Genomic DNA, 18,909 nt, shown 5'->3' on the forward strand with positions numbered 1-18,909 from the left:
CGGTGCAGGTTGTCTCAACGTTGGCTGCAGCTTTCAATGGTTCAGAATGGAATGCGGAACTGATAGGCGGTCAACCGCCAGTTTGATACGTTCGACACGGCAGCCCGGATCGTTGACAATGGAGAGCTACTCCGCACAGCAAAATCAGGCTCTTTTGAAAACTGAGTGGGTAACGCGGCTCAGCGGGCATGCGCGTTGAACGCGGCGAAGTTAAGTCTTCCGGCAATGAGGAACAAGACCGTGCCCATGGTTTCAAAGCGTGCATATCCACGAGCCTTGCGCTTTGCTGCCTGAAACAGGCCGTTGATGGCCTCGATGAAACCGTTGGTCTGACGGGTCTGGGTCCAGGCAACGATTCCATCGAAATGTCTGCGAACCAAACGCACGACATCCTTCATGGGCTCGACCTTGGAGCGCATGACGTTGGTGCACCACTGGTGCAGCATCTCGGAGACGACGTTGATTTGTTTGCGCTCGAGAATATCGCGCAATTGTTCTCGGTAAAGCCAGGCGCGCGCGGTGCGATTGGTTGTGTACTGACTGACCAACGCCTCAAGGTCAGTCAGTTGCGCGAGGTTCAGTTTGTCGGCGTCCTTGAGCAACGTCCAACGCATGCCTTTAAGCTGAGGGTTCAGTTTCTGCTGCTGCCGACGTACCGTGTCGAGCGCCTTGGACGCGTGGGCGACGACGTGGAACTTGTCAAAGGTAACTCGCGCTTCGGGGAGATGTTCATTGACGCCCTTGATGAAAGCCGGCGACATGTCGATGCTGACCGAGCTCACTTGCTCGGGCGAGCCGCCGTGTTCGCTTAGGTAGGTGGCCAAGCGCTCTATCGTGCTGGCATCTTTGCCTGTGGTGACGAACACGACCCGCCGCGCCTGCATGTCGGCGACCAGCGTCAGATACTCATGACCGCGACGGTACGAGGTTTCGTCAATCGCCACCGCCGTCACACCCGACAGGTCGGCCGTCGCGAGCGCCAACTCCACATACCGCGAACAGATGGCATGTACTCGATGCCACGACAGATTGACCGCGCGTGCAACGGCGGCGAACGGCATCTGCTGCGCGAGCATCAACACGAGCGCCTCGAACAATAATGTAAAGCCGCTGAGCTGGCCCACCCAACCTGGCTCAACCAAACGCACTGAACCATCGGGCAGGCGCACTCTGGGCACTCGCACTTCGAGGAAGCACTCGTGCTGGAAGAAATTCAGATGCCGCAGGCGCTTGATTTGCGTGTCATGCACGGGATGCTCGCCGGCAACTCCCGCATAGCCAAATCGGCTGCCTGCAACGAAGTCAACAGCGATGTTGAGCTGCCGCTGAGCAGCATCGAAGTCAACACTTCGGACATACCAAGGAGCCGTAATACCGAGGGCGGATTCGAATAATTGATTCGTCATACCAGATTGGCTTTACATGGGTGAATCCCGCATTCTGCCGCAATCACCCATGACTCATCTTACTGGATGAGCGCGCCTCAAGGGTTCGCTGCGCCGGGCTCACGCCCGCCCTTGACCCGCCAAATCCACCAACTCCAAATTTAAAAGAGGCCAAAATCATCGATTAACATGTCCGGTCATCTTGCAAAGCGCTTGCATACGGCCTCTTCAAATCCCGAAAGCTCACACATTTTTTTGGTCTCCGTGAAAACTACGTCTCCTGTTGCTCTTGTCACTGGCTCGACTTCGGGTGTTGGTGCTGCAATCGCGCGGCGACTCTCGAAGGACGGATTTTCAGTCGTCCTGCATTCGCGCAGTTCGGCCGCTGCTGGTCATGCGTTGGCCCGGGAACTTGGATCGGCAGCTTATGTGCAAGCCGATCTGGCCGACGATGCTGACAGAGTAAGGCTCATCCGCGAGGCGATTGCGGTATGGGGCCGACTTGACGTTCTGGTTAATAACGCAGGCATCAGTCGCGTTATCCCCCATGCGGATCTGACAAGGGCGACTCCGGACGTATGGCATGAGTTGTATGAAGTCAACGTCGTGGCGCCGTTCCGCTTAGTGACTGAAGCGCAATCCGCACTTCGTGAAGCGGCCACAAGAGGCAAGGGCGGTTGCGTCGTGAACGTTAGTTCACATGCCGGCATCCGGCCAAAAGGCGCGTCCATTCCTTATGCAGCGACGAAAGCAGCCTTAAACCACGTTACCCGTTTACTCGCTGTTTCACTTGCCCCGGATATCCGCGTGAATGCTGTCGCTCCTGGTTTGGTCGATACGCCTTTGACGGCGGACTGGACGGAAGCTCAGCAACTTTGGAAGGAACGCGCACCCATGCGCAGGGCCGCCAGTCCGGAGGATATTGCCCAAGCTGTCGCATTTTTGAGTCGCATCAGATTATCTGACGGGGGAGGTCCTGCTCTCGGACGGCGGGTTGAATCTCACCTAGTAAGCTCATGATGACTGACTGTTTAGAGAGACCTGAAGTCCGCTCGGGGTCGTCATGCGCTGACCACATCCGGCAGTGCCCGGCCAGTAGGAGACCTTCGACACTCGTTCGAAAGACTGTGGGCAATAGCGCCCATATTTCACGAGAAAGAACGAGCAATGTGAAGGTCGATATAAAACGGCAGAAGACTCGACTGCTTTGACCAAGAACAGTAGTGAGCCAAAGAATTAGACATCAGGACGACAATAGGAGCTTGGCTGCGATGGTACGGTTTGCTCGCCCGAAGAAAGATTGTTTTGGGCGAAGGCGAGCAGACGTACTCGAGAGTAATTAGCTGTACCGGACGAGCATTTGCAATGCTTCATCGAATTGCCCCTTTGCCTCGGCCTCGCGAAAATAGCGAACGCGTTCCACACACACCTCGGCCGGCGTGTTCGCCGCGTGCAGCAGCGTCATGACTTCATCGGCAAATGCATCTAGCGGCATGCTGTTCGGGTCCGCCGATTGACCGGGCGAAAGTTCCGTCTGCACCTGCGGCGGAACGATCTCGATCACCTCCACTTTGCCTTTGAGGAGAGGGCGGATGGCAGCCGTGAAGGAGTGAATGGCTGCCTTGGTCGCGCTATAAGTGGGAGAGGCCGGATAGGGAACAAAGGCAAGACCGGACGACACATTGATGATCGCGGCGTCGGCCTGCGCACTGAGATGGTCGATAAAAGCGTTCGTCATGCGGATCGGACCGAGGATGTTGGTCTCTATCATCCGTTCTGCGCTGGCTATGTCGCGACGGGAGGTGACCTTCTCAGGACTGAAAATACCGGCATTATTGACCAGTATATTGAGTTGGGGATGCTCCGCGACGACCTGCTGGACGAACGCTTCGACTTCGTTCGCTGCAGTGACGTCAAGGACGTAGGCGGCCATTCGCTCCCGACCGGCAATTGTTTCATTCAACACCTGCTGACGACGTCCAGTGATGATGACGTGGTTTCCTGCATCGTGCCATCGATGTGCCAAGGCTTGTCCGATGCCTGAGCCACCGCCCGTAACAAGAATGGTATTGCCAGCGTTCTTCATGTCTTTCGTCCTTGGTCGTTCTGGTACGTCGATTATTAGATTAGTGCAGGAGCGCATTGCGCCGCAGAGAAACACAGAACGAGAATGCTGGCCTAGATCGTAACCAATCTGGTAGCCCCCGCACAGTTGCTAATATCGCGACACCATGTCTCAAAACTGGAACGAAGATGGACCTTACTGCAGTCTCTGATTTTAATTTGGTTATCAGACACGGTGGCTTCGGCGCCGCCAGTCGCGCCAGTGCCACATCCAAAGCAACATTATCTCGACGCGTTCGCTAACTGGAAGACAGCCTTGGCGCCCGCCTCATTGAGCGTGCTACGCGACCTTTGCGTCTGACCGAAGAAGGTGCCATGTTGCATGCGCACACCAAAGAACCATTCGGCGCAATCACCGATGCCTTGCAAGATAACAAGGGTGGACTAAACCGCCCTAGCGGCCGCCTGCGCATTAGTGCGCCACTGTTGTTTGCCAACCTGCCGCTGGGTCCGTTGGCCGCCGCATTCCTTGCAGCCTAACCCGAAGTCCTTCTCGAAGTGACCACCAGCGACAGTTTTGTCGACTTGCGGGATGGCAACGTGGATATCGTCATCCGTGCGAACCCGCGCCCCGATGACGACCTGGTGGGCCGCTGTTTCTTGCGCAACTCACTGGTGCTCGTGGCACCGCCCGATTTGCAGCGTCCAAACGATGAAGATCCGGCATTTCCCGCTGTGATGCGCACAGGGATGGTCGACGGCGATACGTGGACCATAGTTGATGCGCAAGACGGCTGCACTTATAGGTATAACCCGCGTGCGGTCCTGCGGCTGTCCTCGCCGCTGTCGATCCGCGACGCCGTCCTTGCCGGCGCTGGCGCTGGCGCTGGCGCTGCGATGGTGCCGCTTGCAATCGTCGAGGATGATGTGGTGGCCGGTCGTCTGGAGCAGTGGGGCGCGTCAACGCGGCCGCCCGTCAAAGTGTGGGTACTGCATGCGTCGTGACGCTTGGCGAGCGCGAAGGTGAGCGCTTTCGTCGATTTCATCTGCAATTATTTTGCAAAACAGAAACAATTGACTGATCGTGGTCGAGCAGTGAACTAGACTGCGTATGCGTTGCGCTTCTGTCTAAAGCACGATCACCTTTCTATTTGAGTGGTGGATTACGGTGCACGTCCGCTCTCGATTGTTCCCGGTCGGATGCGGATCAAGATTCGGCTGACACACCGTCGGATCGGGATTTGACCGAAATCGGCCATGAAGGGACATTCGACACCATTCGTGAACCGTCGACAATTACCAATAACTATCGAGAGTGCGCGTGGAATGTTCGATGCCCGAGCGACGACCACCTGTCTCACATTCTCGCGCGATTATTATGCGCCCCTGAGTTCTTGCGTGGCTTTCGCAAGGTCTTTGGAGGGCGGCAGACCGAACAGGCGAGCATATTCCCGGCTGAATTGATTCGGGCTTTGGTAGCCGACGTCGAATGCGATCGACGTCGCGTTTCCTTGGCCAGAGATCAGCTGCGAGCGCGCGTGCAACAACCGGATACGCTTCTGATACTGCAACGGGCTCAACGCCGTCACTGCCTTGAAATGGCGATGAAATGCCGAAACGCTTAATGCTGCCATCTCGGCCAACGCCTCCACTCTGATCTGTTCGGTGAAGTTGCGGCGTATCCAATTGATCGCAACGCCGATACGCGAAAGCGCCGTGTCCGGCGTTGCGATGTCTCGCAACATCCAGCCAAGCGGCCCCTGCAGCACCCGAAACAAAATCTCCCGCTCGTACACGGGAGAGAGCACCGCGATCTCGTCTGGCCGTCGCATCAGCCGGAGCATTCGAATCCACGGGTCGAGAAACTCGCCATTGACTGACGCCACCGAGAATCCCGAACCGAACAGCGTGCTGCAAACCTGCACCGGCAGGTCCCGGATAAGCGCCGCGACGATTGCGGTATCGAGAGTCAGGCTGACTGCAAGATAAGGTTCGCCTGTCGCGGCCGGATGGACGGATCCGACCGCCGGGAGATCCACAGACATGACGAAATAGGTTGCCGGGTCATAGTGAAAGGTCCGGTCGCCGACCGTCATGGTTTTTGAACCCGTCAGGATCAGGTTGACCATTGGATCGTAGACGGCGGCGAGCCGGTGCTCGGGGATCTCACCCTGGACCATGGCGACACGTGGGATGCCCGTTTCAGTACGCTTGTTTTCGGCGCTGGAGGCCAGTGCTCTCAGTTCTTGCAGTTGCTGTTCCATGAACCAACCCTAACAGAGGTCATGTCACCGTGCATGCGAAAAGCACAAATAGGCAAGGTTCGAGGAGGTTCGGGTGAGTGCAAGGTAGTCAACGGTCGTAGTCTCTCCTCATACCAGACACGAGGAGAAACGCATGAAAATCGTCATCGTGACCGGAAGCAGTCGCGGCCTTGGAGCCAGCACCGCCCTCGAGTGCGCCAAGCGCGGCATAGGCGTGGTCGTCACCTACAACAGGAATCCGGAAAAGGCCGACGACGTGGTGAAGGCCATCGCCGGGATTGGCGGGAAAGCGGTCGCTTTGAAGCTCGACGTTGGCAACAGCCGCTCGTTTTCCGAGTTCCGAGAAGCGGTTTCTGCTCAGCTCAAGGCTCTGTGGGATAGGGAGACATTCGACTTCCTTGTCAACAACGCCGGGTATGGGCTCTATGCCCCAATCTCCGATGTAACCGAAGAGCAGTTCGACGGCCTGTTCAACGTTCATCTCAAGGGGCCGTTCTTCCTGACTCAGGCGCTCCTGCCGCTCATCGAAAGCGGCGGCCATATCATCAACGTCACCAGCGCAACCAGTCGCGTCGCGACCGCGGGCGTCGCACCGTACGCCGCCTTCAAGGGCGGCTTGCAGGTTCTGACGCGCTACATGGCCAAGGAATTTGCCGAGCGCCGGATCAGGGCAAACTCGATCGCGCCCGGCGCGATCCGCACAGAGTTGGGCGGTGGACTGAACGTTGAATTCGAGGCCATGCTTGGCGGGCAGACAGCGCTCGGCCGGGTCGGTGAACCGGAAGAGGTCGGTGGCGTCATCGCCAGCCTGCTGTCCGAAGAGAACCGCTGGATCAACGCCCAGAACATCGAAGTGGCGGGCGGCTACGTCATCTGAATCGGGGAGAGATCACCATGCTCGACCACGTCTTCCTATCCGTCAGTGATATCGATCGTTCGATCGCTTTCTACGAAGCCGCGCTCGCACCGCTCGGCATTGCCCACGCGGTCGACTACGACGGCAGGCAAGGTTCCGCCGGCCATCCCGATCTCAAGGGTTTCGGCGCGAATGGCCGCGTGTTCTTCTGGCTGCGCGAAGGATCGGTCGAAGGCGGCGCCGCCCACGTCGGCTTCATCGCCCGCAGCAAGCGTGAAGTTAATGAGGCCTTCGAGGCAGCAATGTTGGCAGGCGCCACTGAAATCCACCCGCCGGGGCCACAGCTTCACTATGACCCCCGCTACTACGCGGCCCAGGTTCGTGATCCCGACGGCTACAGCGTCGAATTCGTCTACAAGGAATGGCAGCACTGATATGAAGAAGCTCATGATTTACGGCGCGCCCGGATACACCGGCCGCATGGTGGCGGAACACGCCTTGGCAGCAGGCATGCCCCTTATCCTCGCAGGAAGGAATGAGGCGAAGCTCATAACGCTCGCGGCAAGCCTCGGTGTGGAGCATCGGGTCTTCGCGCTCGAAGACGCCGCTGTGATTGATCGATCACTGGGTGATGTCGGCGTCCTCCTCAACTGCGCGGGTCCCTTCGCCAAGACCGCCAATGTGCTCATGAGAGCCTGCATCCGAAACGGCGTCCACTATCTTGACGTCGCCGCGGAACTTGACGGCTACCGTCTGGCCGAATTGCTCCACGTCGAGGCCGAGGCTGCTGGTGTCATGCTTCTGCCCGGCAGCGGGGGAAGTGTCGCGATGCTCGGCTGCCTTGCTGGACACGCTGTTGCGAGAACGGAGAATCCCTCGAGCATCGGGGTGGCCATGCATGTTTCGGGCGGTCTGTCCCGAGGCTCGGCCGTCAGCGCCATGGGAAGCGTCACCGCTGAAACTCTGGCGCGCGCCAACGGGAAGCTCGTCGCGCGTTCTGCCGGAGCCATCCGGCAACTCGACTTCGGCAGCGGCATCGTTGACTGCTTTCAGGTGACGCTTCCCGATCTCATCACGATCTGGCGGTCGACGAACGTTCCAGACATCGAAACCTTCGTCCATGTGACGGGCGACGGATTTCCGCGAGGTGATCTCTCGGCGCTTCCAGACGGACCGAGCGAGCAGGAACGGTTGGCTAATCGGTATCAAGCCGTCGTCGAGGTCACCGATTCCGACGGCGAGGTCATCCGATCGGTTCTCGATACGGTCAACGGCTACACGTTCACTGCGATCGCTGCCGCCGAAGCGGGCCGGCGCGTGCTGGCTGGGGAGGCGCGCGGGGGTTTTCAGACCCCTGCGATGCTTCTCGGCAACGGCTTTGCCGAGACCATCGCGGACACCACGATCATCGACGTATAGGGAGCTGTCCATGCAGAGACTCGTCGATACATTCATCCAGGCCGCCAATGCCTTCGACGTCGAGGGCGTGTTGGCTCTCTTTGCCTCCGATGCAGTCATCGACGACGTCTCGGTGGGCAATGCCTTTGTCGGCACCGAAGGTGTTCGGCTTTATCTACAGCAGTTCTTTGTTGGTTATAAAACCGCTAGCAAGCTTTTGTCGCTTGAGCAACTTGATAACTTCAACGCTGCCGTCCGCGTCGATTTTACGGGCGACTTTGGCCACGAAATAGGGACTCTCAAGCTCACGATCGACTCCGACGGTCTTATCAAGCGCATTGACGCAGATCTCGAATAAGCATCAAAGAGCAAGACAATTGGCGTCCGCACGGACGCCGACGCCGGGAACGGCTTCACGTCGCAAGCCTCCGGAACAGCAAGGACAACTCTCATGAACACGTCACAGTCATTTGTCAACGATACCGCAGACACGCTTGCGGTCGTCGATGCCCTCTATCGTTTTGCCGCCGGCATCGATCTTCGCGACAAGAGCCTTCTGTCGTCCTCTCTCGCAGAGAATGCCGTATCGGACTTTCGCCTGGCTGCCGCCAAAGCGGGATTCGACTATCCGGTCATCGAGGGCAGAGACGTTATCGTCGCAGCCCTTACGACCTCCCTCGCGACGCTGGACACCACGCATTCCGTGACAAACCCGCGTGTCACCATCGACGGTGACACGGCACGACTGGACGCACTCGTGGAAGCCCAGCATGTCCCTCGGAACGATCACACTCATCATTATCTGATGAAGAACCGCTACGATGTCGAGCTGGCAAGAGAGGGCGACATCTGGGTCATCACACGAACCACGGTGGATAACGTTTGGCGCTCAGGCGATCCTGCTGTTCTTTCTGTCGTCTAGAGAGCGCTTACTAAAACGTCGAGTGATGCAGTATCAAGTCGCCGCCGCCTCTCTTTTCAAGCTATAGCCCGCACGTCGTTTGTAGAAAACTAAGCGCCGGCTGAATTTACCCCTTGTGACCCGGCGGCTTGATCATGCGGTCGATAAGAGAACGCTGTCCTTGTCTTTACTAACGGTCACGCGTTCCCGGGCGTCTGGCTGAAAGCGGAAGAGTTCTCGACCTCTGTTGTCGATGATGTGACTGCATTACGCAAACGTGTGAAGCTGAAGGAAATGGTCGTATTCGAGTCGACGATGCTCACGCACCGACCTTACCCGGCTTTCAGCTTCGCCATCGGGAATGGTGACGAGCAGATCTCCGAGGAAGCCGAACGCAGTTTTCACCTGGCTGTTGACATTCGCCGCGCTCGACTGCAACGCATCAAGCCGCTTGCCAGCGAGCAGGTGGTTGAGCGAGGGACGGCCGGCACGGAAGGAACAAATCTGGAACGCCGACTTGAGGATTCTCCGGAGTTGCCAGAAGACCTGGAGAATTTTGCTGACGACAAGGCTGTCGAACGCCTAGAGGACCGACTGACCCGCTGGCAGCGGAAGCTCCTTGACCTGTCGCTTCGAAATAACCTGCGGAGCTTCAAGGCTGGCAAGAAATCACTGAAGCTGGATGCACCTGCCCCGGGTCACCTTGAGCACATTCTCGCCGAAGGTCACATCATCAAGTTGCTTACGCGGGCGGACTTAATGGATGGGAACGACCCTCGTAGCCAGGTAATTCACGAAGCGCGTGAGCGCGAAAACATCAGGCGTTCCCACGCGTTAGATGCTTTGAAGCGCAAAGAGGTTTTTTGTCGGACTCTCGCCAGACGAGATGGGACATTCCACGGCGGACTCGTCAGCCCACTGTGATACCGAGCAACCCTCCGTCTGGGCGCTCGCCGTCATCGGCAAACACCGCAAGCAACGTACGGTGCCCGTGAGCGCGGCGACGGTCGCAGCGTTGCGCGCGCACCGGGCGGATCGGGGACTGGACTTTGATGCAGCGCACGCCCAGGGTCCCTTGATCGCACCGGTGGTGATCAACAGGATCGACGCGTCGCTGGCGAAAAATGGCGACGCATCGGCGGGGCAGGGCGCGACCGTCCACCAGTTTCATGTGCCCTACGCGGCAGATGCACTGGCGAGACTCGTGCGCGAAGCCATCCGACGCATTGCAGAAGCAATGTTGCGCGAAGGTGCGCTGTCACACGATGCGCACATCAAGCTCCTGGGCACCTCGGCACAGGCGTTCCGGCATACCTTTGGTACTCAAACGGTTGCCCGAGGTATGCCAATCGATGTAGCGCAACGGATTTTGGGACACGCGTCATTGCAGACAACGTCGATCTATGTGCGGGCCGAGCGCCAGCGGATGCTTGATGAAGCGGCGAAATATTATTTGGAAGACGGCGGCTAGTCGGCTCCGGCGAATGCAGTGCCGAAGCAATTGCGCCGCAGCACTCCAAGAGTGGCGCTGCTGCGCATAGCGCTCTTGTCCGGGTAAGGTATCCTCAGGCTTGGCACGCATTGCGGCGCTCACCCAAATCAAATGGAGAAGACAGACATGAACAAGCAGGAACTGATCGACGCAGTGGCGAATCAAGCGGGCATCGCGAAGTCGGCAGCAGAAGAAACGATCAACGCATTCCTTGAGACCGTGACCAAAGCGGTGGTCAAGGGCGATGCGGTTCAGCTGATCGGCTTTGGGTCGTTTGGCACAGGCGCACGCGCTGCACGAGCCGGGCGCAACCCGAAGACCGGCGAGACTCTGCAAATTGCGGCGTCAAAGACCGTTAAATTTACCGCTGGCAAGGCGTTCAAGGACGCGGTGAATAAGTAGCCCGTTGACCCGTTATTCCGCCGGTCTCACTTGCGGGCGGCATTTGATCGCTTAATTGCTGTCCGACCACTGCGGAATGCCAATCATCTAGAGATAATTGTTTCTGTCGGTCGGCGCCTGATTCCAAGAGGCTCCTGCCGTCATCAGATTCTGCACCGAACGCGCGTGGGTCAGTCGGCGGCAGCTTATGAGCACGGTGCAATTGATGCAGAACAACATCCCTGGAACCGACGCGTCCCACAAGACTGTTTTTTACAATCGCATTCGCTACAGGGCCAATTGCACCATCCTCTGCACGGTTTGGATCACCGTAAAGAACGCGTCCTCGTGACCACCAAGTTTGATGATCAACTTCTAGGAAACCGAGCGGCAGCAAAGGTACGTTGACTGGCTTTGACGCAGGGCGAAGGAACTGGTATCCGCACGGCGGTGATGTACAGTCACCGCGTGCGGACCGTCTTAAGGGAGCGTGTTGCCGCCAGCGATGCCGAAGACCTCGCCAGTGATGAAGCTTGATTCTTGTGATGCAAGAAGAACGTACACGGGCGCACATTCGGCTGGTTGACCGGGCCGCTTCATCGGCACTTCCGAACCAAACGAGGGGATGGCGTCCTGAGGCTGGCCGCCGCTGGGCTGCAACGGCGTCCAGAAAGGACCTGGCGCTACCGCATTTACGCGGATTCCCTTCGACACAACTTGCTTTGACAGTGCTTTCGTGAACGCGACGATTGCTGATTTCGTCGGGGCGTAGTCAAGCAATGAAGGCGAGGGCTGATATGCCTGAATTGAAGACGTATTAATAACGGTGGCGCCTGCCGGCATGTGCGGCAACGCCGCCTTACACAACCAGAAAAGCGCAAACACATTCGTGCGGAAGGTCGCTTCAAATTGCTCGGTCGTCAGATCTGCGATGTCCTCTTGTGCGGTTTGCTTGCCAGCAACGTTCACAAGAATGTCGAGACCTGCAAGTGTGTTTTTGGCTTGGCTCACAAGATTTTTGCAGAATTCTTCGCTTTGTAGATCGCCTGGAATCGCAACGGCGCGACGACCCTCGGCCTCAATCAAAGCAACAACCTCCTTCGCATCCGCTTCCTCTGAAGGTAGGTAGTTCAACACAATGTCGGCGCCTTCGCGGGCAAATGCAATCGCGACTGCGCGCCCGATTCCGGAATCCGCGCCCGTGATCAGCGCTTTACGTCCTGCGAGCCGCCCGAACCCCTTATAGCTTTTTTCGCCATGGTCAGGCGCCGGCGTCATGTCGTGGATCGAGCCGGGCGGCGTTAGGGGCTGCTTCGGGAACTCGGGCTGAGGATATTGAGTAAGCGGGTTTTGCATCGCATACTGATTCGGTGTGTCATTGCTCATGGATCCTCCAAAGGGTTGAACATATAGCGGAAGATTTAACTCTCCGTGCTTGGCGTTCACATTCAGCAAATGGCGGGCCCGTAGCGATTGACGAGGAGGTTTGCGATGGCCGACTGTGACGCTAAGAGCGTGATCCGAACGGCGCACCGGCCAATGTCATGATCGAATGGACCATGGTCAAATGAGTAAGCCCTTGAGGCAAGTTACCGAGAAATTCACCCGTGTTCGGATCAGCCATTTCTGAGTACACGCCAACACCATGGTTAAGGGCACGGACGATGGCCTCAAACATGGCATTGGCTTGCTCCCGTTGACCTAGTAATAGACGCGCCTCGATTTGCCAGAAGGTGCATGCAAGGAAGCAGCCTTCCTCGTCCGCCACGCCGGTATATCTGTAGTGATACGGGCCCGTGCCAAGTTCGCGCTGAATTGCATCGAGCGTCGACAGGAGCCGCTCCTCGCCGTCGAAGCGAAAGCGAACGGCGAGCGCCATGGATGCATCGAGACGGTCGCTACCTGGAAACATCACGAACGCGTTCTTTTCTTCGGACCAGCAATGTTCTTCGATCCAACAAGCAACGGAATCGCGCTCCCGCGCCCATCTGTCGCGACAAGTGGTCGGCAACTCACCCGCATCGGCGAGCTCAACGGCTCGCGCCAGGGCCTGCCACGCGCTCACCTTTGACATGGTGTAATGCTGCGGTTCTTCCAGCTCCCACATGCCCGCGTCCTTGCGGCGCCAGCTTTCCGCGCATTGGTCAGCGAGCCGCGACAGTGTTTGTGCGCTGCGTGCATCAAGAATGTTGCCGTGTTCCACGAACACCGATGCAGTCTCAAGGATGTCACCGAAAACGCCATGCTGGTGCTGGTTAGTCGCAGCATTACCCGTTGAAACTGGTGTCGAGTGCCTGTATCCAGGCAAATCGATTGTCGTAACGTCCGAGACAACATCGCCGCGAAGTGAGTACAACACCTGTGGATCTTTGGTCTCTAGCCGCTTGAGCAGCCAGGTGAATGCGGCCTTCGCTTCTGCCTGAGCATCGATGCGCAAGAATGCCTTAATCGTGTAACCCGCATCGCGCACCCATGCATAACGATAGTCGTAGTTTTTCGACGACCCAATCTTCTCTGGCAAGGACGTTGTGCCGGCCGCCGCTATCGCGCCGCTCGGCGAGAAAAGCAGTAGCTTTAACGCCAAGGCACTGCGCACAAGCAGCGCACGGTGCGGTCCTTCATACTTTAATTTTCGAGACCACTGTTTCCATTCGTCGTCGGATCCGTCGATTCGCTGATCGATCTCGGCAATGGGTGGAACGACCAGTGGCTCGTCTTCACCGGCGATGATGGCCAGCGTCTCACGCTGCCCAGCGACGACATCGAAGTGTGCCACGAGGCCATCGTCAAATGCATCGTTGACAATCACAGCCGCGCTGTGAATGAAGAGACCGAGCACCCGGTCGGCATGGAAGACCAGATGCTCGCCGGCGGTCGTGCAGTAGGGATTGATCGTATCCGCTCGCCGACTGTAGCGGATCTTGACCACGAAACGGACAGTGCCCTGGATACCTTCAACCCGGCGCGCAAGCTCTGCCCACGGCAGCCGACCAGCCGCTCCGCTGTTATGCGATTCGGTCAGCATGGCTCTTCCGGAGTTGGTGCTGAAAATGGTCTCGAGGACGTTGCTGTCTTCCCGATACCGTCGCTCAACCGTGAAGTCCTCGTGTGGGGTTATAGAGAAAAAACCGCCGTGCCCGGGGTCTAGTAACCGATCGAATAAAGGAGGCGAGTCGATGTTTGGAACGCACCACCAGTCGATCGAGCCGTCGGCACCACTTAGAGCGATTGAGCGACCATCGCCCAGCGCGCCGTACGCATCGAGCGCCAGGAACCCGTCTGCATCACGGCGCCCATCATGATGTAAAGCGGGAACGACGGGCATAACCATAGATTGACCTTCGTTGATTTGCGTGAAATGAAGAGTTCGGGCGGTGCGGGGCGGCCCGAACATTATCCTGTTTACATTCCTGTTCCGAACGCTTGCTGCAGACGTTGACCCGCGTAAGCTTGTGCATCCTTGGCTTTCTGGACAACCGCAGCCGTGCCAAAGAATTCATGGGTCACGCCGTCATACACCTTGCGGTCAACCTGCCCGTTGGCTTGAGTGAGCGACTTCTGCAACATTTCACCGTCGTCCCGAAGAGGATCGAGGTTAGCGTTGATGATCGTAACGGGCGGCAAGCCTGACAAGTTTGCATGCACGAGATCGAGACGCGTGTCCTGTTTATCAGCAGGCGTGCTCAACAGCTTGTCGAGGAACCACGAGATCATTGCTTTATTGAGTGGCTTGGCAACGGCGTTTTCGATATACGAAGGCGTATTCATGCTTCCTGTTTGCGCAACAGGATAGACCGCAACCACGGCCCGCGGGATGGGCCCATGGGCGTCGCGTGCAGCGATCGCGGTTGCAACCGCTAGGTTCCCGCCCGCGCTCTCTCCGGCAAGTGCGAGCTTGGTCGGGTCTCCTCCAAACATAATGGCATGAGAGGCGACCCATTTGTACGAAGCGAACGCATCGTCCCACGCAGCCGGGAATTTCGCCTCCGGCGCGCGCCGATAATCTACAGAAACAACGATCGCATTCGCGGCCTTTGCAAGGCCTCGCGCGCCTCCGTCGTACACCTTCCGGTCAGCAATGACCCATCCACCGCCGTGGAAGTACGTAATCACAGGGAAGGGCCCTTTCCCGGATGGCCTGTATAACGTCGCTGGCAGTCCGCCGGTCGCGCCTTGGACGGTGATATCGCGACTCGATACGCCGGGAACAAGCGAGGTAGGTGCCGTATCGCGGCCTTGGCTCTTAAGCACGGCATTGACCGCATCGGCGACTGTTGGCTGCATCCGTGCCGTCGGGACATCGACCTTTTCAATCGCTTTGGGATCCATCGCCGCCATTGCGTTGAGGACGGCGAGCATGTCATCGTCGGCGCGCACCGTCGCAGTTGCTTTTGAAACGGTATTGGCAATAGGCGACGGCTTATCGGGTGCGCTGTTGCATGCCGCGAGAGAAAGAGCAAGAGCTATCGGAATGATGGCTGCCAATGCAGACCTTTGACGGACATGCAGATTTGAATGTAACGTGATTCCCGGCTGGACCATAGGTTCTCCGCTAGAGATTGATGCGCGGTAGCGCGAATTTTTACGCAAGGAGGGCCATGCGGTGTCCAGTTGCCAGCCGCATTCTTGGGACGCAGTCCGGTTCCGCACGACCTCAGCACATCGCGTTCCCGAAAGGAAACGTCTGTTGTGCCGGGAATGGCAGCACTGACGGACTTGAGCTGGACGCAAACTTGGGTAAGCCGCTTGAATGGGGTATCTCAGGATCAAGGCGCTGATTTCGGGGCTGCGCTTCTCGGTTCGACGCTTAGGTGGCAACCAATAAGGCGTCTTTTTTAGCGGTGCATTTGGCCCTTTGCGCTCAACGCGTCTGCGAATCGGCTAAACTGAAATCAGTCGCTTTACAGCCATCGGTTAATCTTCTTTCGTCCGCTATCAATCCATGCAAATCGCGTCACTATTACCGAACGAGCCGCTTCGGATTGAGGCGCTTGAACGTATAGGCGTTCTAGATACCCTACCGGAAGATGCGTATAACGATATCGTCGCGCTTGCCGTTCGAATTTGCGAAGTTCCGATTGCCTTGATATCGCTGATCGATCGTGAGCGTCAATGGTTCAAGGCTTGCATCGGGTTGGATGTAACAGAGACGTCCCGAGATGTTGCCTTCTGTGCGCACGCTATCCGCACGCCGGATGACCTGTTCATTGTTGAGGACGCATTAAGCGACACTCGCTTTTGCGACAATCCACTTGTCGTGGGCGGCCCGCGCATTCGCTTTTACGCTGGTGCGCCGATAGTCACGCGGGAGGGCCATGCACTCGGCACGGTCTGCGTAATTGATACGGTGCCACGGTCCTTGTCAGCGGATCAGAAAAATGCGCTGAAGGCGCTGGCGCGTCAGACCGCATCTTTGCTTCAACTGCGTCTCATGGACATTGAGCGGGCGGAGCAAACAAAAAGCTTGCGCGAGAAGATCATGGATGCGCTTGCGGACGACGAGCGCGAGCACGATAAATTGCGGCAAAAACAACGGGTCGCTTTGATCGGTCAGCTAACGAGCGGGGTAGCACACGACTTCAACAATCTTCTTCAATCAGTGAGCGTGAGTCTGCAGCTCATCGAACGCAAATCTGAGAATGCTGTCGCAGTACGCCGATACGCAGCGGGTGGCCTTCAGTCCGTCGAGAGGGGTGCCAAACTTATCGCTCAATTGTTGGCGTTCTCACGCGATGAGTTGCCAGTGCTTCGACCTATCAATGTCTCGGCCTGTATCCGCGATATGAAGGAGCTGCTCTCTCGCGTCCTGGGCACTGCGGCGCGTCTTAATTTTGATTTGGAAAACGAAGGCGTCATCGTAATATGCGACGGAACTCAGCTCGAAGCGGCGGTGCTTAACGTGGTAATCAACGCTCGCGATGCCATGCCAGATGGCGGCGACATTTACGTCACCACACGCATTCGAAGCGTCACGTGCGACCCGAACGTTTCAGACGGACCGTATCTCGAGGTGAGGATCGCTGACACCGGCGCCGGGATGCCATACTCGGTCGCGAGCCGGATTTTTGAGCCTTTCTATTCAACTAAAGGTGACAAAGGAACAGGTCTGGGACTCTCCCAGGTTTTTGCGTTCTCGGTCAGGGCGGGTGGCGCCGCAAGTGTAGAGACGGCAATCGACAAGGGCACCGCGATTATCATGCTTCTAAAGCCCACATCAGGCGCCGAGAGCTCGACAGAATTCGACCCTCAAGCCTTAGCGAGTACAGCTCAAGGGCTCAAGCAATCGCACGTGCTCATCGTCGACGAAAACATCGACACCCAGCATTATCTAGTTGATCTTCTGTCGGATGCGGGTTACTCAGTGCGCTCTGCAAGGTCTGCCTCCGCAGCCCTCTATGCAGTCGAGCAGCATGTCCCGGATGCGGTGATCGCTAACTACTCCATGCAAGGGTTGAGCGCGGCGTCACTCACGATTGTCATGCGCGAGGCGGACCCGCAAATGCCTTTGATTTTCATGACGGGCAGATCGGATATTGCGGAAGTGAAAGCGAAGCTGCCTGGCGGCGTCATGGTGCTACAAAAGCCCTTCCAATTCCAAACCCTTGTCGACGTGCTCGAAGATGCCATCGTAAAACGCGGGAGCATTTGATCCGCCAAACGGGCAAGCCAATCGTTGATCAAAGATTCGCCTGCGGCATCTTATGGCATCTCTGCAGTCACCATTCGGACGAAGCGGGGCGCAGTGGACGCGGTTTCGAACCGACCAATGAAAAGATCTATCGAAATGGACAACGGCAACGGTTTTGAAACGGTCGCGCATCTCGGCGCTTGCGCAATACCAGGTGTTTGGAAACGCCCTGTGGGTCAGGCATCGACAAGATAGCAACATTGGCGGCGGTGGTTCGCCGCGTGCTCGAAACAGAACGCGAATCTGCTCGGCATGAGATCAGAAAATGCATAGTTGGATTGTCGGCATCACCGATGAGCGTTTCCGAGTGGTGAAGGCACCGCACCAAACCATGGCTCGCGGGATGCGGCGTGAAAATTGCTAAGCTTGTCCATCGACAAACCATCGGAGCGCATCGTGAAAGCAACAATCTTTGCTCATGAGTCTGTGCCCCAGTCTTCGATGGTGGAAATACACCGGTTCAAATTCCAACTCGATGACGGAAATCTTCCTCCTTGTGACGAAACCATCTCGTTGCGTACCGCTCGGGTGATCGTCGAAAGCTTAGAAGACGGCAACGCTTTTATTAAAATGCTACGCGCGATCGTCGCGGCGAGCGCGGACCAATACGATGACTTGGTCGGAAACGCCTATCCTGACCATTTCGTCGCAGACGATGAGTCGATTAATCGCCCAATGCCTGGGCGCGAAAGCCAAGCACACAGAACGTAACGGTAACGGCCCACGCTATGACAATAATTGTTGGTTTTGTCGCTTGAACAATATGAACAACCGTTTCTAGGCACCGGACGAGTGTAGGGCTTGGCTGTCAACAAGGGAGGAAGCTTTGCTTCCATGTCTGATTTTCTTCCTAATTTGCGTACCCGTGCGGTTGCTTCCCGAGTGTTGATATGGACGATGTTAAAGGGTTACAACTTTACCGAATATGGAGCACGCGAACACTATCGCATCATGGTGTTCCAACCAAAGTTTTGGTCGTGGATGATCTTCTCATCGCGGCAGAAGCGCTGGCGATTGCTCTGTCGGACCCCAAGCGAGCGACCCGTTTTGCGTTGAGTGGCGTAGAAGCGGTAAATCAACTCAGCGAGTGGACCCCTGACGTGATCATTCTGGATATCAACATGCCGGAACACGATGGATATCAGACTGCACGCGTCTTACGTCGTCTGGCAACGACACGTGACGTTGTGCTGATTGCGTTCACCGCGCAGTCGGAAGCCGAGATTAGTCTCAGAGCCGTCGCTGCGGGCTTCGACGCATACTGTCAAAAAGGCAATAGCGTCTCGAGATTGATTGGTTTGATCGACAACTTCATTGCAGAACCATCGAAATGATGCGACGTAGCGCATTGCGCGTGTCATGGGTCGGCGACCCGCCGGCGAAACACACGTGTACCGACGTTGCTGTTTAGAAGGACGGGTGATGAACAACAGGAAGCCAAAGCTGGTCCTCTTTAATTCACGCGGTGTTGCGACTGCTG

At 57.1% G+C, this 18,909-nt stretch carries 18 protein-coding genes and 2 pseudogenes; 14 read left to right on the top strand and 6 right to left on the bottom strand.

Going from position 1 to position 18,909, the window contains the following annotated elements; genetic code table 11:
- Nucleotides 1-179: 179 nt before the first annotated feature.
- A complete protein-coding gene (locus HB633_RS25070) occupies nt 180-1,406 on the bottom strand; it encodes an ISL3 family transposase (protein ID WP_213780798.1) in 1,227 nt (408 codons plus the stop codon).
- Nucleotides 1,407-1,649: 243 nt separating this feature from the next.
- Between HB633_RS25070 and HB633_RS25075 the strand changes: the two are divergent.
- A pseudogene (locus tag HB633_RS25075) lies at nt 1,650-2,394 on the top strand (SDR family oxidoreductase).
- 330 nt (nt 2,395-2,724) lie between these two features.
- On the opposite strand, the gene HB633_RS25080 reads toward HB633_RS25075, so the two are convergent.
- Nucleotides 2,725-3,471 carry an SDR family oxidoreductase gene (locus tag HB633_RS25080; RefSeq protein ID WP_213780799.1) on the bottom strand — a complete coding sequence of 249 codons (747 nt, stop codon included), beginning with the start codon at nt 3,469-3,471 and terminating at the stop codon, nt 2,725-2,727.
- Between the two features lie 353 nt (nt 3,472-3,824).
- Here HB633_RS25080 and HB633_RS31175 point away from each other — a divergent pair, with 353 nt between their 5' ends.
- Entirely contained in the window at nt 3,825-3,989 is a 165-nt protein-coding gene (locus tag HB633_RS31175; RefSeq protein ID WP_346730361.1) for a hypothetical protein, read from the top strand.
- Between the two features lie 12 nt (nt 3,990-4,001).
- Nucleotides 4,002-4,454, top strand: a pseudogene (locus HB633_RS31180) (LysR substrate-binding domain-containing protein); the annotation flags it as partial.
- A 371-nt stretch (nt 4,455-4,825) separates the two neighbouring features.
- Here the strand turns inward: HB633_RS31180 and HB633_RS25090 are convergent.
- Nucleotides 4,826-5,713 (bottom strand): AraC family transcriptional regulator, encoded by an 888-nt coding sequence (locus HB633_RS25090; protein ID WP_255581143.1) that lies wholly within the window; start codon nt 5,711-5,713, stop codon nt 4,826-4,828.
- Nucleotides 5,714-5,846: 133 nt separating this feature from the next.
- Here HB633_RS25090 and HB633_RS25095 point away from each other — a divergent pair, with 133 nt between their 5' ends.
- The 8 genes from HB633_RS25095 to HB633_RS25130 all read left to right on the top strand — a co-directional run bounded on the left by HB633_RS25095 (nt 5,847) and on the right by HB633_RS25130 (nt 10,762).
- Nucleotides 5,847-6,590, top strand: coding sequence for an SDR family oxidoreductase (locus tag HB633_RS25095; RefSeq protein WP_213780800.1), 744 nt, complete (start codon nt 5,847-5,849; stop codon nt 6,588-6,590).
- A gap of 17 nt (nt 6,591-6,607) precedes the next feature.
- Nucleotides 6,608-7,003 carry a VOC family protein gene (locus tag HB633_RS25100; protein WP_213780801.1) on the top strand — a complete coding sequence of 132 codons (396 nt, stop codon included), beginning with the start codon at nt 6,608-6,610 and terminating at the stop codon, nt 7,001-7,003.
- A 1-nt stretch (nt 7,004) separates the two neighbouring features.
- Complete coding sequence (locus HB633_RS25105) at nt 7,005-7,988, top strand: saccharopine dehydrogenase NADP-binding domain-containing protein (RefSeq protein WP_213780802.1); 984 nt, start codon at nt 7,005-7,007, stop codon at nt 7,986-7,988.
- A 10-nt stretch (nt 7,989-7,998) separates the two neighbouring features.
- On the top strand, nt 7,999-8,325 hold the full coding sequence (locus HB633_RS25110) for a nuclear transport factor 2 family protein (protein WP_213780803.1): 327 nt from the start codon (nt 7,999-8,001) through the stop codon (nt 8,323-8,325).
- Nucleotides 8,326-8,418: 93 nt separating this feature from the next.
- A complete protein-coding gene (locus HB633_RS25115) occupies nt 8,419-8,889 on the top strand; it encodes a nuclear transport factor 2 family protein (protein WP_213780804.1) in 471 nt (156 codons plus the stop codon).
- Nucleotides 8,890-9,147: 258 nt separating this feature from the next.
- Nucleotides 9,148-9,792, top strand: a complete 645-nt coding sequence (locus HB633_RS25120; RefSeq protein WP_346730362.1) for a DUF4011 domain-containing protein — start codon at nt 9,148-9,150, stop codon at nt 9,790-9,792.
- Nucleotides 9,755-10,339: a tyrosine-type recombinase/integrase gene (locus HB633_RS25125; RefSeq protein ID WP_213780825.1), complete on the top strand. Its 585-nt coding sequence runs from the start codon at nt 9,755-9,757 to the stop codon at nt 10,337-10,339. The genes HB633_RS25120 and HB633_RS25125 overlap by 38 nt, the downstream gene beginning before the upstream one ends.
- 147 nt (nt 10,340-10,486) lie before the next feature.
- On the top strand, nt 10,487-10,762 hold the full coding sequence (locus HB633_RS25130; protein ID WP_255581144.1) for an HU family DNA-binding protein: 276 nt from the start codon (nt 10,487-10,489) through the stop codon (nt 10,760-10,762).
- A gap of 459 nt (nt 10,763-11,221) precedes the next feature.
- Here HB633_RS25130 and HB633_RS25135 read toward each other — a convergent pair whose 3' ends face one another.
- The 3 genes from HB633_RS25135 to HB633_RS25145 all read right to left on the bottom strand — a co-directional run bounded on the left by HB633_RS25135 (nt 11,222) and on the right by HB633_RS25145 (nt 15,283).
- The gene (locus HB633_RS25135) at nt 11,222-12,127 is read right to left on the bottom strand and encodes an SDR family oxidoreductase (protein ID WP_213780806.1); all 906 of its coding nucleotides are present in this window, start codon (nt 12,125-12,127) and stop codon (nt 11,222-11,224) included.
- A gap of 121 nt (nt 12,128-12,248) precedes the next feature.
- Nucleotides 12,249-14,135, bottom strand: coding sequence for a glycoside hydrolase family 15 protein (locus tag HB633_RS25140; RefSeq protein ID WP_213780807.1), 1,887 nt, complete (start codon nt 14,133-14,135; stop codon nt 12,249-12,251).
- A gap of 8 nt (nt 14,136-14,143) precedes the next feature.
- Nucleotides 14,144-15,283 carry an alpha/beta hydrolase gene (locus tag HB633_RS25145; protein WP_213780808.1) on the bottom strand — a complete coding sequence of 380 codons (1,140 nt, stop codon included), beginning with the start codon at nt 15,281-15,283 and terminating at the stop codon, nt 14,144-14,146.
- Nucleotides 15,284-15,683: 400 nt separating this feature from the next.
- On the opposite strand from HB633_RS25145, the gene HB633_RS25150 reads away from it, so the two are divergent.
- The 3 genes from HB633_RS25150 (at nt 15,684) to HB633_RS25160 (ending at nt 18,763) form a co-directional block, all read left to right on the top strand.
- Nucleotides 15,684-17,390, top strand: coding sequence for an ATP-binding protein (locus HB633_RS25150; protein WP_213780809.1), 1,707 nt, complete (start codon nt 15,684-15,686; stop codon nt 17,388-17,390).
- Between the two features lie 435 nt (nt 17,391-17,825).
- Nucleotides 17,826-18,140 carry a hypothetical protein gene (locus HB633_RS25155; protein WP_213780810.1) on the top strand — a complete coding sequence of 105 codons (315 nt, stop codon included), beginning with the start codon at nt 17,826-17,828 and terminating at the stop codon, nt 18,138-18,140.
- A gap of 179 nt (nt 18,141-18,319) precedes the next feature.
- The gene (locus tag HB633_RS25160) at nt 18,320-18,763 is read left to right on the top strand and encodes a response regulator (RefSeq protein WP_213780811.1); all 444 of its coding nucleotides are present in this window, start codon (nt 18,320-18,322) and stop codon (nt 18,761-18,763) included.
- Nucleotides 18,764-18,909: the final 146 nt, after the last annotated feature.

This window comes from Caballeronia sp. dw_276 (genome assembly GCF_018449635.1).
In the GTDB taxonomy this organism is placed as follows: domain Bacteria; phylum Pseudomonadota; class Gammaproteobacteria; order Burkholderiales; family Burkholderiaceae; genus Caballeronia.

Excerpts from the sequence above, each read along its gene's own strand:
- HB633_RS25115 (WP_213780804.1), top strand. The coding sequence starts at position 8,419 with ATGAACACGTCACAGTCATTTGTCAACGATACCGCAGACACGCTTGCG.
- HB633_RS25145 (WP_213780808.1), bottom strand. The coding sequence starts at position 15,283 with ATGGTCCAGCCGGGAATCACGTTACATTCAAATCTGCATGTCCGTCAA.
- HB633_RS25090 (WP_255581143.1), bottom strand. The coding sequence starts at position 5,713 with ATGGAACAGCAACTGCAAGAACTGAGAGCACTGGCCTCCAGCGCCGAA.
- HB633_RS25080 (WP_213780799.1), bottom strand. The coding sequence starts at position 3,471 with ATGAAGAACGCTGGCAATACCATTCTTGTTACGGGCGGTGGCTCAGGC.
- HB633_RS25070 (WP_213780798.1), bottom strand. The coding sequence starts at position 1,406 with ATGACGAATCAATTATTCGAATCCGCCCTCGGTATTACGGCTCCTTGG.
- HB633_RS25135 (WP_213780806.1), bottom strand. The coding sequence starts at position 12,127 with ATGAGCAATGACACACCGAATCAGTATGCGATGCAAAACCCGCTTACT.
- HB633_RS25160 (WP_213780811.1), top strand. The coding sequence starts at position 18,320 with ATGGACGATGTTAAAGGGTTACAACTTTACCGAATATGGAGCACGCGA.
- HB633_RS25150 (WP_213780809.1), top strand. The coding sequence starts at position 15,684 with ATGCAAATCGCGTCACTATTACCGAACGAGCCGCTTCGGATTGAGGCG.
- HB633_RS25130 (WP_255581144.1), top strand. The coding sequence starts at position 10,487 with ATGAACAAGCAGGAACTGATCGACGCAGTGGCGAATCAAGCGGGCATC.
- HB633_RS25125 (WP_213780825.1), top strand. The coding sequence starts at position 9,755 with ATGGGACATTCCACGGCGGACTCGTCAGCCCACTGTGATACCGAGCAA.
- HB633_RS25095 (WP_213780800.1), top strand. The coding sequence starts at position 5,847 with ATGAAAATCGTCATCGTGACCGGAAGCAGTCGCGGCCTTGGAGCCAGC.
- HB633_RS25100 (WP_213780801.1), top strand. The coding sequence starts at position 6,608 with ATGCTCGACCACGTCTTCCTATCCGTCAGTGATATCGATCGTTCGATC.
- HB633_RS25110 (WP_213780803.1), top strand. The coding sequence starts at position 7,999 with ATGCAGAGACTCGTCGATACATTCATCCAGGCCGCCAATGCCTTCGAC.
- HB633_RS25105 (WP_213780802.1), top strand. The coding sequence starts at position 7,005 with ATGAAGAAGCTCATGATTTACGGCGCGCCCGGATACACCGGCCGCATG.
- HB633_RS31175 (WP_346730361.1), top strand. The coding sequence starts at position 3,825 with ATGTTGCATGCGCACACCAAAGAACCATTCGGCGCAATCACCGATGCC.
- HB633_RS25140 (WP_213780807.1), bottom strand. The coding sequence starts at position 14,135 with ATGTTCGGGCCGCCCCGCACCGCCCGAACTCTTCATTTCACGCAAATC.